General features: G+C 63.0%; 10 protein-coding genes and 1 pseudogene. 7 read left to right on the top strand and 4 right to left on the bottom strand.

What is annotated here, in order from left to right; genetic code table 11:
- Positions 1–17 precede the first annotated feature (17 nt).
- The 4 genes and pseudogenes from EEQ99_RS16015 to EEQ99_RS16000 all read right to left on the bottom strand — a co-directional run bounded on the left by EEQ99_RS16015 (position 18) and on the right by EEQ99_RS16000 (position 3,716).
- Positions 18–509 (bottom strand): tripartite tricarboxylate transporter TctB family protein, encoded by a 492-nt coding sequence (locus tag EEQ99_RS16015; protein ID WP_025570435.1) that lies wholly within the window; start codon positions 507–509, stop codon positions 18–20.
- A complete protein-coding gene (locus EEQ99_RS16010; protein WP_127430741.1) occupies positions 506–1,450 on the bottom strand; it encodes a Bug family tripartite tricarboxylate transporter substrate binding protein in 945 nt (314 codons plus the stop codon). The genes EEQ99_RS16015 and EEQ99_RS16010 overlap by 4 nt, the downstream gene beginning before the upstream one ends.
- A gap of 286 nt (positions 1,451–1,736) precedes the next feature.
- Positions 1,737–2,783, bottom strand: coding sequence for an ABC transporter substrate-binding protein (locus tag EEQ99_RS16005; RefSeq protein WP_127430740.1), 1,047 nt, complete (start codon positions 2,781–2,783; stop codon positions 1,737–1,739).
- Positions 2,784–2,845: 62 nt separating this feature from the next.
- Positions 2,846–3,716 (bottom strand): annotated as a pseudogene (locus EEQ99_RS16000) (ornithine carbamoyltransferase).
- A 427-nt stretch (positions 3,717–4,143) separates the two neighbouring features.
- On the opposite strand from EEQ99_RS16000, the gene EEQ99_RS15995 reads away from it, so the two are divergent.
- The 7 genes from EEQ99_RS15995 (at position 4,144) to EEQ99_RS15965 (ending at position 16,375) form a co-directional block, all read left to right on the top strand.
- A complete protein-coding gene (locus tag EEQ99_RS15995; RefSeq protein WP_127430739.1) occupies positions 4,144–6,012 on the top strand; it encodes an adenylate/guanylate cyclase domain-containing protein in 1,869 nt (622 codons plus the stop codon).
- 193 nt (positions 6,013–6,205) lie between these two features.
- Positions 6,206–6,883, top strand: a complete 678-nt coding sequence (locus EEQ99_RS15990) for a response regulator (protein WP_025570656.1) — start codon at positions 6,206–6,208, stop codon at positions 6,881–6,883.
- Positions 6,880–8,262 carry a sensor histidine kinase gene (locus EEQ99_RS15985; protein WP_063475324.1) on the top strand — a complete coding sequence of 461 codons (1,383 nt, stop codon included), beginning with the start codon at positions 6,880–6,882 and terminating at the stop codon, positions 8,260–8,262. The genes EEQ99_RS15990 and EEQ99_RS15985 overlap by 4 nt, the downstream gene beginning before the upstream one ends.
- Positions 8,263–8,374: 112 nt before the next feature.
- Positions 8,375–11,701, top strand: coding sequence for a transglutaminase family protein (locus EEQ99_RS15980; RefSeq protein ID WP_127430738.1), 3,327 nt, complete (start codon positions 8,375–8,377; stop codon positions 11,699–11,701).
- Between the two features lie 39 nt (positions 11,702–11,740).
- Positions 11,741–14,155 carry a circularly permuted type 2 ATP-grasp protein gene (locus EEQ99_RS15975; protein WP_047616384.1) on the top strand — a complete coding sequence of 805 codons (2,415 nt, stop codon included), beginning with the start codon at positions 11,741–11,743 and terminating at the stop codon, positions 14,153–14,155.
- A 5-nt stretch (positions 14,156–14,160) separates the two neighbouring features.
- On the top strand, positions 14,161–15,039 hold the full coding sequence (locus EEQ99_RS15970) for a transglutaminase family protein (RefSeq protein WP_047616613.1): 879 nt from the start codon (positions 14,161–14,163) through the stop codon (positions 15,037–15,039).
- 115 nt (positions 15,040–15,154) lie between these two features.
- Positions 15,155–16,375, top strand: coding sequence for a TadE/TadG family type IV pilus assembly protein (locus EEQ99_RS15965; RefSeq protein WP_127430737.1), 1,221 nt, complete (start codon positions 15,155–15,157; stop codon positions 16,373–16,375).
- Positions 16,376–16,450 lie beyond the last annotated feature (75 nt).

The following is a 16,450-nucleotide window of genomic DNA, read 5'->3' as shown; positions in this document are numbered from 1 at the left end:
GACAGCGCCTCGCGCGGTCAGAAGAACAGATGTTCGAGCGGGCCGGCCGGCAGCGTCAGCTGCAGCAACTGCGAGAAGATCGCCCAGACGACGAAGCTGAAAACGATGCCGAACGGCAGCGAGATCCAGAGCTTGCGCTTGCCGAAGCCGCGCGCCGTCAGTGCGAACAGCACACCGGTGGCAATCGAGAAGCCGGCGGTGCGCAGAAGCAGCATCTGGGCGGCAAGACCGGCGACGATCCAGATGACCGGCGCCACTTCCTGCCGGTCGCGTTCCGGAAACTCGCCGCGCCAGGCTTCGGCGACGGTCCAGACCCCAAGACAGAAGAGCCCGAACGCCACCACTTCAGGCACCGTTGCCGGGCCAATGCGGTCGTATTGCGCGATCGTTTTCAGATGCGAGGCATCCCAGGCCATCACGCCGGCGACGACGAAGAGGAAAACGGCAATGATGAACGCCGCCCAATCAGGGCGGCGCTCGGTTGCCGAGGAGGTGTTATCCTCGCTCATTGAACAAGTCCGATCTCTTTGAGAATGCCTTCGGTGGCGGAGACGTCCTTTTCGAGCTGCGCCTTGAAGGCGTCGCCGGACAGATAGGTGTCGGCCCAGCCCTTGGTCTTCAGGGTTTCCTGCCAGGTGGCCGAGCTATGCAGCTTCTCGAAATCGGCGGTGACGGCGGCGACCTGTTCAGCCGACAGGCCGGGGGCAGCCGCAACCATGCGCCAGTTCTGGATGGTGACGTCGGTGCCGGCTTCCTTCAGCGTCGGGGCATCGACGCCGTCGATACGCTTGTCGCTGGAAACGGCGAGAAGGCGGAGCGTGCCGGATTTCACTTGCGATTGGAACTCGCTGTAGCTCGAGACGCCGGCCGTGACCTGGCCGCCGAGAATGGCGGCGAGTGCTTCACCGCCGCCGGAGAAGGCGACATAGTTGATCTTGGTCGGATCAACGCCGGACGCCTTAGCGATCAGGCCGACGGTGATGTGATCGGTACCGCCGGCCGAACCGCCGCCCCAGGAAACCGAACCCGGATCCTTCTTCAGCGCCGCAACCAGATCGGCCATGGTCTTGATCTCGGATGCGGCGGGAACGACGACGGCTTCGTACTCGCCGGTCAGCCGGGCAATCGGCGTAACGTCCTTGAGCGTCACCGGCGACTTGTTGGTGAGGATCGCGCCGACCATCACATAGCCGCCGACGATCAGCGAATTCGGGTTGCCTGCAGCCTGGCTGCTGAACTGCGCAAGCCCGATGGTGCCGCCGGCGCCCGGAACGTTCTGGACCTGCACGTTGCCGGAGATCTTCTCCTGCTGCAGCGCGGTCTGCAGCGAACGAGCCGTCTGGTCCCAGCCGCCGCCGGGAGCGGCCGGCGCGATGATGGTGTAGTCGGCCGCATAGGCCGGCAGCGCGATAACAGCTGCAAAAAGGGTTGCGATGAACGTATGCTTCACGATGTGTCCTCCGTCGGCGGCTGAGCAAACCGCCCGTTATTCTCCAGGGAATCGGGAGGATGGCTGATCAGCGGACACAAGTGTCCTGAATGACGAGCGGAATACCTCCCAAGGCTTCAGCTCTCCGCCTCCACGGAGAAGAAGTAGCCAAAGGCACCACAACAAGCTGTCATTTAGCTGACATCGGCAAGATATCCAGCAGCAGCGGACACTTTTTTGCCGTAATTGGCGGACGGCAGTCCGATTTCCAGCTTCAAAGGACGAAGCAGCTGGAAGCGGAACACCTTCACTGCGCGCGCAAGACCTCATTCCAATGCGCGATGAGCCGTGCCCGCTTCACCTGGTCGAGATAGACCATCAGCCCGGGGCTGACCGGCACCGGCCGAAGCTGGGCGCCCAGCAGCTCCTGCAGCGTATTGGCGGTATTCTCCCCCGCCACCTCAGGACTGACGGCCGGGATCTGCAGCTCCCGCGCCATGATCGTCTGACCCGCCTTCGACATGAAGAAGGCGAGATACCGCCGCCCGAGCTCCGGCTCGGCGGCCGCCTGCGGCACCAGCCCGATCCGCGACATCACCACCGTGTAATCCTTCGGCAGAACGATGCCGACATCGGGATAGCGCGAGGCCCAGTCCGCCGCATAGGAGCCGAGAATGTTGTAGCCGAGCACGAAGCGCCCGTCGGCGACGCGCTCGAGGATTGCCGAACTCGTCGAATAGAGCTTGACGCCGGCAGCCCCCATCGCCCCGATCACCGACCAGATGTCGCCGAATTGCTCCTGGTCGCGCGCCATGAACAGAAAGCCGACCCCGGAGCGTTCGATATCGTAGGTGCTGATCCGGCCATAGACCTTGTTGCCCTTGCGTTTCAGATAGTCGACGAATTCCGCCCGCGAACTCGGCACCGGCTCATGTACAAAGCTCGGCTTGTGATAGACGAACACCGCCGGCTCGAAGGTGAGCGCATAGGCGGTGTTGCGCCAGTTCGCCCATTTCGGCCATGCTGCACTCATCGGCAGGTTGCTGACCTGCGCATATCCGTCGTTGGAAAGCTTCACCTGCAGATCCATCGCCGAGGAAAAAGCGAAATCCGCCGTCTTCTCGCCGGCATCCGTCTCCTTGACGATCCGGTCGTAGATGTCGCCGGTCAGCATATCCTCGTATTTGACCGCAACGTCGGGATTGGCATCCTGGAAACCGCGGATCATCGGCCGCGCCAGCGGCTCGTCGAGCGAGGAGTAAACCGTCAGCACCGCCGCATCGGCCTGACCCGACTTCGCCGGATAGAAGGCCTGATCGGCGAGCGCGACGCCCGGCCAGAAGGCCAGCAGCAAAATGAAAACTCTCCTCATGCCGCAACAATGCCTGAGCGCGCCGGGAGGAGCAAGGCCGCCGACTAGGCGGCGACCCACTCCATCAGCGCATTCTGCGCATGCAGCAGAAAGGCTTTGGCGGCACGGCTCTGGCAGCGCGGATGTTCCATCGCTTCGGCCGTCACCTCCTGGCCACGCCTGACTGGCATGGCACGGCAGGAAGATCGCATCCTCCGACAAACGATCGAGCAGGTCGGCGCCGATCCGGTAGCCGGCGAGCGTCTCCGAGGCGGCATCGCCCGGCCATGAATCGGTGATGACGACGTCGGCGTCCGATAGCTCGCCCATATCGGCGCTCACACGGAAACGCCCGTTGAGCAGTGCAGCGTCACGGATGTGCCAGCGTTCGGGAAAGACCTGCACAACCTCTATCGGCAGCGCAATCGAGGCTTCGGCCCAGGAGCGGAGGATATTTGCGTCCGCCGCCACGCCAACGACCTTCAACCCGTCGATCGAGCCGCGCCGGCTCCTAATATAGGCAAGGTCACCGAGCGTCTCGCAAGGGTGGTTGGAGCCTGTGCGCGCATTGATGACAGGCACCGGCGAGACTGCCGCCGTCGCCTTCAATGTCGCAAGCGCCTTGGTGCGGATCACCAGCATATCGAACCAGTTGCCGAGATAACCAGCGAGATCGCCGGTCTCCTCCCTAACATCGAAACCGATCGGCACATGCGCGCAAATACCGCCCATTGCCTGAATGCCGAGATCAAAGGCAGTGGTATTACGCCAGCCACTATCGTCGGCAATCAGCGCGACACGTTTGCCCGCAAGGCTCTGCGGCACGGTGCGCTCATCCCAGCTTTTGGCGAGTTCGCCGGCGCGAGCGACAATCGATCGGAGCCCGGCCTCCGGAATATCGTGAAACTCCAGAAAATTCCGGGCCGAACCTGTCATCCAAAATCTCCGCCGCGCATGAAACATCGCCACAATAGCCGGCGCCGGCCTCATCGCAACCACCGAAGCAGCCGCGAATCACAATCATACGGCGGATACCCCTCGCAATTGTCTTCCGGCCCAACCCCTGGCTCCGCTTCAAGCCCCAAACCGCTCGACGGCCACTTTTATAGTGCCGCCCCCGAAGTATCGACCGATGAAATAAACCCGAATTTCTTCGATTAGAATTACCTTTTCATCACAAAGGATTAGCGCCGCGCACCATCCTTCACCCATTCAGAGTATTGATGAAGATCGGCGACCTTATATGGTCGCGCTGCCGCGTCAAAACGTCGAAACCGCCCGAATTTCTTATTCGGGGGACGACTCCGCGCAACAAAAACTCTATAAAAAGCTAGACTAAACTGGGAAGATCCTGGGAGGGGTCATGGAACGACGACTGAGCGCTATTCTCGCTGCGGATGTCGTCGGCTACAGCCGACTGATGGGCATCGATGAATCCGGCACGTTGCAGGCGCTGAACCGCCATCGCTGCGAACTGGTCGATATTCGTATTGCCGACTACAAGGGCCGGATCGTCAAACTCACCGGCGACGGCATCCTTGCCGAATTCCAGAGCGTGGTGAATGCGGTCGCCTGCGCCGCCGAGATCCAGCGCAGCATGGCGGCCCGCAACGAGAGCGTGCCCAAGGACGAGCGCGTCGAATTCCGCATCGGCATCAATCTCGGCGACGTCGTCGTCGAGAATGGCGACATATTCGGCGATGGCGTCAATCTCGCCGCCAGGCTCGAGCGTATCGCAGCGCCCGGCGGCATCGCCGTGTCCGCCTCGGTGCGCGATCAGGTCGGCTCGCGCCTCAATCTTGGCTTCGAGTTCATCGGCGAACATACGCTGAAGAACATCAGGCAGCCCGTTCAGGTCTATACTGTCAGCTTGGCGCCGCCCTCCTCGGCGAAATTGGTCGCGCAGAACCGCAACACGTGCTTCATTGCGGTGCTGCCCTTCACCAATATGAGCGGCGATGCCGACCAGGACTATTTCTCCGACGGCATCACCGAAGACATCATCACCGATCTCTCCAAGATCTCCAGCCTGCACGTCGTGCCGCGCAACACCATCTTCACCTACAAGGGCATATCGGTGAAAGTGAAGCGGCTCGCCCAGGAACTCGGCGTGCGCTACGTGCTCGAGGGAAGCGTGCGCATCTTCGGCAATCGCGTGCGCATCTCCGGTCAGCTGATCGACACCGCCAATGGCGACCATCTCTGGGCCGAGCGTTACGACCGCGACCTGACCGACATCTTCGCCATTCAGGACGAGATCACTCACGCGATCGTCGGCCAGTTGAAGGTGCGTCTGCTGCCGGAAGAGAAGAAAGCGATCGCCAATGAGCCGACCGCCAATGTCGAGGCCTATACCTATTACCTCAGAGGCCGCCAGCTCTCCCACACCTGGACCAAATCCTATCTGCAGCTTGCAAGGCGGATGTTCTGCAAGGCTGTCGAGCTCGACCCGGACTATGCCCGCGCCTATGCCGGCATCGCCGATTGCGATGCGGCGATCCGTGATTGGGCACCAGACGACGTGCCGCTGAGGCGCATTCTCGAGATGAGCGCCCGCGCCCTGGAACTTGATCCCGACCTTCCCGAGGCTCACGCCTCCCATGGTCTCGCCTTGCATCAGAGCGGCTATGACGACAGGGCGGCGGCGGCCTTCGAACGGGCTTTGGCGCTCGACCCCAACCTCTTCGAGGCGAATTTCCACTATGCCCGGTTCTTCTTCATGCACGGCAACTTTGCCGAATCGGTTCAATACTTCACCCGCGCCGCCGAGATCCGCCCTGACGACTATGTTTCGCCGATCCACCTGATGTCCGCCTACCGCTCGCTCGGCCGTGTGCTGGACACGGAAAACTGGGCGCGCCTCGGCCTGCTGCGCGCCGAACGCGCGCTGAACCTCAATCCGGAAAATTCCGGCCCCGCCCATCGTGGCGCGCTGGCGCTTGCCCATATGGGCGATGTGACGAGAGCCCGCGACTGGGCGGCCCGCGCGATCGCCATCGATCCCGACGACATCGTCGCCCAGTATAATCTCGCCTGTGTCTATTCCGTCCTCGGCGACGCCGACCAGGCGATCGACCTTCTCGAGAAGCTGCTGCCGAACAGCTCCGTCTACCATATCAAATGGTTCGACAATGATTCTGATCTCGACAACATCCGCGACGATCCCCGCTTCCGAAGACTCCTCAACGCCGCAATGACGCAGCGCGAACGAATCGAAATGACCGGGAGCTGACGCCAGTCTTTCCCGGCATTCGGTGGCGCATCGGCCGGAAATCGGAATCGATTTTCGCAAAGCTCGATGCGAGGATTAAAGTGCCACAGCGTATTTTGCGCGTCTGAAGGACCCGCTGCGCTGTAAGCTGCAAAATCGCTGTGACATCGCTCCGCCACCTCTGTAATCTCCTTTGAAAAACAGGGGGACATTCGTGCGCATCCTGCTCACCGAAGACAATATCGCGCTGGCCGACGGCCTGTCGGCGATCTTGCGCGGCACGGGCCACGCCGTCGATGTCGTCCATGACGGCGCATCCGCCAATGCGGTCATTGCTGCGGAAAATTTCGATCTGGTGATTCTCGACCTCAACCTGCCCGAGATGGACGGGCTCGACGTGCTGCGTGCCATGCGCGCCCGCCAGAACCAGGCTGCCGTCCTCATCCTGACGGCGCGCGGCACGCCGGAAGAAAGGGTGAAGGGCCTCGACCTCGGCGCTGACGATTACCTGATCAAACCCTTCGACATCGCCGAATTCGAGGCGCGTGTGCGGGTATTGCTGCGCCGCCAGGCGGGGCTGCGTTCGGCGACCGTCGGTTTCGGCGGCATTTCTTTCGATCTCAATTCCCGCACCTTTTCATCAGGCGCCGCACCCCTCGATATTCCCGCCCGCGAGCTCGGCCTGCTCGAAATCCTCTTCATGCGGGCCGGCAAGGTCGTCGCCAAGGAAGCGATCATCCAGTCGCTGACGGCCTTCGACGACGACATTTCCGCAAACGCCATCGAGCAATATGTCAGCCGCTTGAGAAAGCGTCTCTCGCCGCACGGCCTGACCGTCAAGACTGCCCGCGGCATCGGCTATTATCTCGACAAGCTGCCCGAGGCCTCATGAAAGCCGCCTATTCCCTCCGGCGCCGGCTGCTCTTCTGGCTGCTCGTCTCCACCGCCGTGATCGGCACGCTGGCGCTTGCCGATACCTATCGCGAGGCGGTCCAGACCTCGAACATCGTCTCCGACCGCGTGCTCGCCGGTTCGGCGCTGGCGATCGCCGAACGCGTCGTCGTCGCCGAGGACGGCACGCTGCAGGTCGATATCCCCTATGTCGCGCTTGAAATGCTGACCTCTGCCGCGCAGGATCGCGTCTTCTATCGCGTCGACGGCCCGCCGGGCCAATTCATCACTGGCTACCAGTCGTTGCCGGTCCTGAAGAAGACGCCGCCCAATGCTGCCGCCTTCGCCGACGACACCTTCCGCGGCGAGCCGATCCGTGTCGCCACACTCGAACGCTCAGCCTCGACGGGCATCCGCTCCGTGCCCTTCGTGGTAACGGTCGCCGAAACCACCATCGCCCGCCGCCAGCTGGCGCGGGCAATCCTCGTCCGCTCGGCATTGCGCCTCGCCTTCATGATTGCGGGCGCGGCCGTCATCGTCTGGATTTCGGTGACGGTGGCGCTCCGCCCGCTCTATAAGCTCGGCGACGCCATCGGCGAACGCAGCCCCGATGACCTGCATCCAATCAAGCAGACTGTGCCAAGCGAGGTCGAGCCGCTGGTCGATACGGTCAATTCCTTCATGGTCCGCCTGCAATCGGCGCTCGATGCGCTGCGCCATTTCACCGGCAATGCCAGCCATCAGCTGCGCACACCGCTGGCGATCATCCGCACCCAGCTTGCTCTTTCCGCCCGCGCCGGCTCGCTGGATGAGGCGCAGGCGGCGGCGCTGAAGGGCGATCAGGCGGTGGCGCATGCCGAGCGCATCCTCGCTCAGTTGCTCCTGATGGCCAAGATCGACGCCGCCACAGCCAAGGAAGCGCTGACCGCCTCCGCCATCGATCTTGCCGCAATCGCCCAGGAAATCACCGGCGAGCAGATCCCGACGGCGGCCGTCGCCGGCATCGATCTCGGCTTCGAGGGCGAGAGCCCGGCGATGATCCGCGCCGAGCCGCTGCTGATCGGCGAAATGCTGCGCAACCTCGCCGGCAATGCCATCGCCTATGCCGGCAACGGGGCTGAGGTCACCGTCCGCATTATCGCTGCGTCAGAGACGATCCGCCTCGAAGTCGAGGATAATGGCCCCGGCATTCCGCGCGAGAAGCTGGAGGCGGTACGCCAGCGTTTTTCGCGCGGCCATGATTCCGGCGCGCCCGGCGCCGGCCTCGGCCTGCCGATCGTCGAAGAAATCGCCAATCTTTTCAATGCCGACCTGACGCTGGAGCCGGGTACGGACGGCAAGGGCCTGAAGGCGGCCGTCACCTTCGCCAAGGCAGCGTAAAAGCCTTCGGCTCGTTTGACCTTTCCACCTTGCTTTCTTTCGCTGCATTGCACACACTGATTTTCGGGAACAGCAAGCCGCACGACGATGCGAGCCGGAAAAAAAGAGAAATATGTCGATCAAAGCCAGCATCTATCATCTGACGCATTACACCTATGACAAGCCGGTCCGCCTCGGCCCACAGATCATCCGGCTGAAACCTGCCTCGCATTCGAAGACACGAGTGCTCAGCCACTCGCTGAAGATCACGCCCTCCAACCATTTCGTCAACCTGCAGCAGGATCCCTACGGCAATTACCTTGCCCGCTACGTCTTTCCGGATCCGGTGACGGAGTTCAAGATCGAGGTCGATCTCGTCGCCGACATGACGGTTTATAATCCCTTCGACTTCTTCGTCGAGGAAGAGGCGACCAAGTGGCCCTTCGGATATCCGGAAACGATCCAGGAGGATCTGTCGATCTACATGACGCCGGAGCCGGCCGGCCCGCGCCTGAAGGCGCTGCTGCCGACGCTCGACTGGTCGCCCGGTCAGCCGACGGTCGATATGATCGTCGGCCTGAATGCCCGTCTGCAGCGGCAGATCGGCTATGTCATCCGCATGGAAACCGGCGTGCAGACGCCGGAGGAGACGCTGGAAAGCGCCAAAGGCTCCTGCCGCGACACCAGCTGGCTGCTCGTTCAGATCCTTCGCCATCTCGGCCTGGCCGCCCGCTTCGTTTCCGGTTACCTCATTCAGCTGACACCGGACCTGAAGGCGCTCGACGGGCCCTCCGGCACCGAAGTCGATTTCACCGACCTGCATGCCTGGGCGGAAGTCTATCTGCCCGGCGCAGGCTGGGTCGGCCTCGATCCGACCTCCGGCCTCTTGACCGGCGAAAGCCATATCCCGCTTGCCGCCACGCCGCATTACCGCAACGCCGCTCCTATCTCCGGTGGTTATTTCGGCGAGGCCGAAACCGAATTCGCCTTCGACATGAAGGTCTCGCGCGTTGCCGAACATCCGCGCATCACCAAGCCCTTCTCCGATGAAAGCTGGGACGAACTCAACGAACTCGGCGAGAAGGTCGATCGCGTCCTCGAAGCCGAGGACGTGCATCTGACGATGGGCGGCGAGCCGACCTTCGTTTCGATCGACGATTTCCAGTCCGAGGAATGGAACACCGCCGCCGTCGGCCCGACCAAGCGCGAAAAGGCCGACAGCCTGATCCGCCGGCTGCACGAACGCTTTGCCCCCGGCGGCTTCCTGCATTACGGCCAGGGCAAATGGTATCCGGGCGAAAGCCTGCCGCGCTGGACCTTCTCGCTCTACTGGCGCCGCGACGGCAAGCCGATCTGGCAGAACCTCGATCTGGTGGCCGCCGAAGGCAAGGATACTGGTGTTGCGGCCGAGGATGCCGAGAAGCTTCTGACGGCGATCGCCAAGGAACTGGCGATCAAGCCTGACATGGTGCAGCCGGCCTATGAGGATACTGCCGACTGGATCATCAAGGAAGGTAATCTTCCCGAAAACGTCGATCCCGCGAATTCGAAACTGAAAGATCCCGAGGAGCGCAACCGCATCGCGCGCGTCTTCGCCCGTGGCCTCACCGTCCCCACAGGTTACCTCCTTCCGGTTCAGGCATGGAACGCCAAGGCGGCCGAAACACGCGTCTGGATCAGCGAGAAATGGCGCACCCGCCGTGGCAAGATCTTCCTCGTTCCAGGCGACAGCCCGATCGGTTACCGCCTGCCGCTCGGCACGCTGCCCTATGTTCCCCCGGCGCGTTATCCCTATATCCACCCTGCCGATCCGACCATCCCGCGCGAACCGCTGCCTGATGTTTTCGTACCGGCCGGCCGAGCCATGCCGGAAGCCTCCTTCCACGCCGACGAGAGCAATCGCGGCCGGATCGAACAGACGCTCGGTGAAATTGGCGGCGCCGTGCGCACCGCCATGTCGGTCGAGCCGCGCGACGGCAGGCTCTGCGTCTTCATGCCGCCGGTCGAACGCATCGAGGATTATCTCGAGCTGATTGCCGCGGCCGAAAACGCCGCCGCCGAACTCAAGCTTCCCGTCCATATCGAAGGTTATCCGCCGCCGCAGGATGAGCGCATCAACGTCATCCGCGTCGCCCCGGATCCCGGCGTCATCGAGGTCAACATCCATCCGGCCTCGAACTGGAAGGAATGCGTCGATATCACCACGGCGATCTATGAAGAGGCGCGCGCCACCCGGCTCGGCGCCGACAAGTTCATGATCGACGGCCGCCATACCGGCACCGGCGGCGGCAACCACGTCGTCGTCGGCAGCGCCAATCCGAACAACAGTCCCTTCCTGCGCCGTCCCGATCTCTTGAAGAGCGTCGTCCTCCACTGGCAGCGCCATCCCTCGCTCTCCTACCTCTTCTCCGGCATGTTCATCGGCCCGACCAGCCAGGCGCCGCGCATCGACGAGGCCCGTCACGACGGCCTCTACGAGCTGGAGATCGCCATGGCGCAGATCGCTGCCCCCGGCCGCGGCCAGCAGCCGTTGCCCTGGCTCGTCGATCGCCTGTTCCGCAACCTGTTAACCGACGTCACCGGCAACACCCATCGCGCCGAGATCTGCATCGACAAGCTGTTCTCGCCCGACGGCCCGACCGGACGGCTCGGCCTCATCGAGTTCCGCGGCTTCGAGATGCCGCCGAACGCCCGCATGTCGCTTGCCCAGCAACTGCTGGTGCGCGCACTGATCGCCCGCTTCTGGGTCAATCCCGTCGACGGCAAATTCGTCCGCTGGGGCACGACCCTGCACGACCGTTTCATGCTGCCGCATTTCGTCTGGACCGATTTCCTCGACGTGCTCGCCGACCTTCGCGAAAACGGCTTCGACGTCAGCCCGGAATGGTTCAAGGCCCAGCTTGAATTCCGCTTCCCCTTCTGCGGCGAAGTCGAATATGAGGGCTCGAAGCTGGAACTGCGCCAGGCGCTGGAGCCCTGGCACGTCATGGGTGAGGAAGGCGCGCCGGGCGGCACCGTGCGCTACGTCGACAGCTCTGTCGAACGCCTTCAGGTGCGGCTCGAAACCAGCAATACGGCGCGCTATACCGTCACCTGCAATGGCCGCACCCTGCCGCTGACACCGACCGGCACGTCGGGCGTGTCGGTCGCCGGCGTCCGTTACAAGGCGTGGCAGCCGGCCTCCGGCCTGCATCCCGTCCTGCCGATCAACACACCTTTGACTTTTGACATTTATGATACATGGTCGAAGCGTTCGATCGGTGGCTGCATCTATCATGTTGCCCATCCGGGCGGCCGGACCTATGACACCTTCCCGGTCAACGGCAACGAGGCGGAAGCAAGGCGGCTCGCCCGCTTCGAGCCGTGGGGACATACGGCGGGCGGCTATATCCCGCGTGCCGAGACGGGTTCGCTTGAATTCCCGCTGACGCTGGATCTGCGGCGGCCCGCCGGAATTTAAGGCTGAGGTGAGGGCCGGGGGTTTAGGGCTTGGGTTTTGATGGGTAAGAGGCCGGCAGTGGAACGCAGGGGAGAGGCAGAGGACCGCATCAAGGATGCGGCCTTCGACTATGCGCCGCTTCCTGGTACCGCTGACGAGATGGTCGACAACAAAGGCGTAGTCCGCCCCGTCTGGCAGCGTTTCCTCTCGCATCTGAGCGCAATGCCGGAAAAGGATCTCGCCGAGCGCTTCGCCCGCGCCGACCGCTACCTGCGCGATGCCGGCGTCTTCTACCGCGCCTATGGCAGCAAGGGCACCGGCGAACGCGCCTGGCCGATTTCGCACATCCCCGTGCTGATCGATGAGCGCGAATGGCAGACGCTGTCGGCGGGCCTCGTCCAGCGCGCCGACCTGCTGGAGGCGATCGTTGCCGATATCTACGGCGACAACCGGCTGGTGGAGGAAGGCGTCCTGCCACCGGCGCTGATCGCCGCCAATCCCGAATTCCAGCGCCCGCTCGCCGGCATCCGGCCGGGTTCCGGCCACTATCTGCATTTCTGCGCCTTCGAGATCGGCCGCGGACCTGACGGCAACTGGTGGGTGCTGGCCGACAGGACGCAGGCGCCGTCAGGCGCCGGCTTCGCGCTGGAAAGCCGCGTTGCGACGACCCGGGCCTTCTCGGATATCTACGCCGAAACTCCGGTTCACCGCCTCGCCTCCTTCTTCGGCGCCTTCCGCGACGCGCTGCAGGGCATGAAACATTCGGGCGACGACCGCATCGCCGTGCTGACGCCCGGCCCCGCCAACGAGACCTATTACGAGCACGCCTACATCGCCCGCTACCTCGGCTTCATGCTGCTCGAGGGCGAGGACCTCACCGTCGTCAAGGGCCGCGTCATGGTGCGCACCGTCGCCGGCCTGAAGCCGATCGGCGTGCTCTGGCGTCGTCTCGATTCGGCCTTTGCCGACCCGCTTGAGCTGAACCAGAATTCGCATATCGGCACGCCCGGCCTCGTGGAAGCGCTGCGCGCCGAAAGCGTCACCATCGTCAATGCGCTCGGCACCGGGGTTCTCGAAACCCGGGCGCTGCTGGCCTTCATGCCGACCATCTGTCGCCGCCTGCTGGGCGAGGATCTGCACCTCCCTTCGATCGCCACCTGGTGGTGCGGTCAGAAGGAAGAGCGCGAGCACGTCGCAAAAAACATCGAGAAGATGGTGATCGGCCCAGCCTATTCCCGGGCACCCTTCTTCGACGACAACGGCGAATCCGTGCTCGGCTCGTCGCTGCGTGCGACGGCCAAGGATTCCATCACCGACTGGCTGAGTTCGGACGGCCCGAAACTGGTCGGCCAGGAAGTCGTCACGCTTTCGACGACGCCCGCCTGGGTGGACGGCAAGCTCGTGCCGCGGCCGATGTCGCTGCGCGTTTTCGCCGCCCGCACGGCAAACGGTTGGCAGATCATGCCCGGCGGTTTTGCCCGTATCGGCTCCGGAGCCGATGTCGCGGCGATCGCCATGCAGTCGGGCGGCGCGGCCGCCGACGTCTGGATCGTCAGCGACAAGCCGGTCGAGCGCCACACGCTACTGCCGGCCGAGGGCAGCTTCACCCGCAACATGCCGGGCAGCCTGCCGAGCCGGGCAGCCGACAATCTGTTCTGGCTCGGCCGCTACATCGAACGCGCCGAAGGGGCGCTGCGCATCCTGCGCGCCTGGCATGCACGTTTCGCCGAAGCGGCCGATCCAAGCCAGCCGCTGCTTGCCGATGTCTCCGAATATCTGACGGCCGTCGATATCGATACCGCCGAACCCGTGCCGGAAACGCTCCTGCGCAACATCGACAGCGCCGTTTATTCGGCAAGCAACATCCGCGACCGTTTCTCTCCGGACGGCTGGCTGGCGCTCAACGATCTCGCCAAGACCGCCCGCCGCTTTCACGTCACCGTCTCTGCCGGCGATGACGCCAGCCATGCGATGACGATCCTTCTGCGCAAGCTTGCGGGCTTCGCCGGCCTCGTCCACGAGAACATGTACCGCTTCACCGGCTGGCGCTTCCTTTCGCTCGGCCGTTATATCGAGCGCGGCCTGCACATGACGCGCCTGCTTGGCCACATGTCCGGCCCGGAAGCGCCGGACGGCGCGCTCGACATGCTGCTCGAGATCGGCGACAGCGTCATGACTCACCGCCGCCGCTACAACGTCAACACGGCGCGGCTGACCGTCACCGATCTCTTGGCGCTCGACCCCCTCAACCCCCGCTCGGTCCTCTTCCAGGTGAACGAGATCCACCACGAGGTCGAGCAACTGCCGAATGCCCTGATCAACGGCCAGATGTCACCCTTCTACCGCGAAGCGATGCGGCTCCATTCCGGCCTGGCGGTGATGACCCCGGAGGGCATGGGCGTCGAGGTCTATCAGCGGCTCGAACGCGAACTGGAGCAGCTTTCCGATCTGCTCGCCCAGACCTATCTCGGGTGACGTCAATGCTCTACGATCTCACTCTCCGCATGGGTTACAGCTACGACGTGCCGGCCTCCGGCGCCCGCCACGTCATGCGGCTGATGCCGCTGTCGCTGGCGAACCGCCAGCGCCTGGTCGCCGGCTCGATCACCGTCTCGCCGACGCCGGATGAGCAGGCGCATTTCGTCGATTTCTTCCATCATCCCGCCACCTCCTTCATGCTGCGTGCGCCGCACGAAACACTCGACATTCGCATGCAGGCCCGCGTGCAGGTGGAAAGCCAGCCGATCGCCGCCGATTTCTCGCCGCTGCTTGCCGACCTGCCGGAGGAGATATCAGGCATCTGGTCGTTGGCACCGGATTCGCCGCACCACTTCCTTGGCGACAGCCCGCGCCTCACCCAGGCACGCGAGATCAGCGACTATGCGCGAGGCTGTGCCCTGCCGACGCTGACGGCGATGCAGATCGCCCATGCGCTCTGCGCTCGCATCAACAAGGATTTCACCTACGATCCCGATGCGACGACGGTGGACACGACGCCGCTCGAGGCGTTCCGATTGAAGCGCGGCGTCTGCCAGGATTTCACCCACATCATGATCCTGGCGCTTCGAAGCCTCGGCATTCCGGCCGGCTACGTCTCCGGCTTCCTGCGCACCATCCCGCCGCCCGGCAAGGAGCGGCTGGAAGGGGCCGACGCCATGCATGCCTGGGTGCGGATCTGGTGCGGCGAGACGATCGGCTGGATCGAACTCGACCCGACCAACAACATCCCCGCCGGCATGGACCACATCGTCGTCGCCTATGGCCGGGACTATTCCGACGTCGTTCCCGTCATCGGCGTGCTAAAAAGCTATGGCGGCCAGCGCGCTGTCCAGGCGGTCGACGTCATCCCGCTGAAATAATCCCAAAACTGGAAAAATCCGCCGATTCGTTAAAATTCTATTGACGCCGTAAGGACCGCGGAAAGGAGAGACGTGCCTAATATCACCTCACAGGGTTTCCAGTTGGGTGAACATGATGAGCACCTCCTTTTTGCATCCCTGCCTGCGTCGCATGTTGAGCGACCGTGGCGGTAATTTCGGTATGATGACGGCTATCCTGCTGCCCGTCCTTTTCGGAGCAGCCGGCATGGCGATCCAGGTGGGCGATATGCTGCTCTCGAAGCAGCAGTTGCAGGAGGCCGCTGATTCGGCGGCGCTCGCGACCGCCACCGCCCTGGCAAACGGCACGATCCAAACGTCGCAGGCCGAGGCCTTTGCGCAGAATTTCGTTGCCGGGCAAATGGCGAATTACCTGCAGAGCGGCACCGATATCAAGAACACGACGAGCGTCAGTGTCCTGACGACGACATCGGGCAAGTCGACATCCTATCAGGTGACGGTTTCACCGAGTTACGACCTCACGGTCAACCCGCTGATGCAGGCGGTCGGCTTCAGCACGCAGCATCTCTCGACGTCAGGCACGACGGTCGGTGGTCACTCACAGACCCAGGGCTCGATCTCTATGTTCCTCGCACTCGATAAGTCGGGGTCGATGGGAGAGGATACCGCGACCCTCACGACGGAATCATACACCTACAAATGCAACCCTCACCCCAACAAAAACGGTAAGACAATTTACGACACCTGCACCGGCACGCGTACGCGTTATTACACAAAGATAGAAGCGCTGAAGCTCGCCGCCGACAAACTCTTTGGTCAGCTCGATAGCGCGGATCCCAATGCCGAATATGTCCGCACAGGCGCGGTATCCTATGATATTGTTGAATACCCCGCCAGCAGCCTCGCCTGGGGAACTGCCGCTGTCACGAGCTATGTCAACGCGCTTCAGTCGGGAGGTGGCACGAATTCCAGCGGCGCAGTGAACACGGCTTACACGTCTCTCACCGCCAAGAACGCCGCGGGCAATGACGCCGAAGACGCCGCCCACCGGCAGAAGACCGGGCAAGTGCCCAAGAAGTACATCGTCTTTATGACGGACGGCGACAATAACAATGATAGCGGCGGCGGCCGTTCCTACGACACCGCGACGAAGAAGACATGCGACGACGCGAAATCTAAAGGCATCGAAATCTATACGATTGCCTTTATGGCACCCGCAGGCGGACAGGCGCTGTTGCATTATTGCGCCTCCGACGACTCCCATTATTTCCAGGCTGAAAAAATGGAAGACCTCCTTGCGGCCTTTCAGGCGATCGGTGCGAAAGCCTCCGCTCAGCTGACACGTCTGACGAACTGAGCATACCGCTACGAAAAAGGGCAAAGGAAAAGCCGCTCCGGAACAAACCGGCGCGGCTTTTCGTTATTCTCGTCC

The organism is Rhizobium anhuiense (assembly GCF_003985145.1).
Classification (GTDB): domain Bacteria; phylum Pseudomonadota; class Alphaproteobacteria; order Rhizobiales; family Rhizobiaceae; genus Rhizobium; species Rhizobium anhuiense.
Note: the sequence above shows the minus strand (reverse complement) of the source record. Positions and strands in the feature narration are given on the sequence as shown.

What these genes read in the sequence shown, in the direction of transcription:
- EEQ99_RS16015 (WP_025570435.1), bottom strand. Translation starts at nt 509, where the DNA reads ATGAGCGAGGATAACACCTCCTCGGCAACCGAGCGCCGCCCTGATTGG.
- EEQ99_RS15975 (WP_047616384.1), top strand. Translation starts at nt 11,741, where the DNA reads ATGGGTAAGAGGCCGGCAGTGGAACGCAGGGGAGAGGCAGAGGACCGC.
- EEQ99_RS15985 (WP_063475324.1), top strand. Translation starts at nt 6,880, where the DNA reads ATGAAAGCCGCCTATTCCCTCCGGCGCCGGCTGCTCTTCTGGCTGCTC.
- EEQ99_RS15970 (WP_047616613.1), top strand. Translation starts at nt 14,161, where the DNA reads ATGCTCTACGATCTCACTCTCCGCATGGGTTACAGCTACGACGTGCCG.
- EEQ99_RS15965 (WP_127430737.1), top strand. Translation starts at nt 15,155, where the DNA reads ATGAGCACCTCCTTTTTGCATCCCTGCCTGCGTCGCATGTTGAGCGAC.
- EEQ99_RS15995 (WP_127430739.1), top strand. Translation starts at nt 4,144, where the DNA reads ATGGAACGACGACTGAGCGCTATTCTCGCTGCGGATGTCGTCGGCTAC.
- EEQ99_RS15980 (WP_127430738.1), top strand. Translation starts at nt 8,375, where the DNA reads ATGTCGATCAAAGCCAGCATCTATCATCTGACGCATTACACCTATGAC.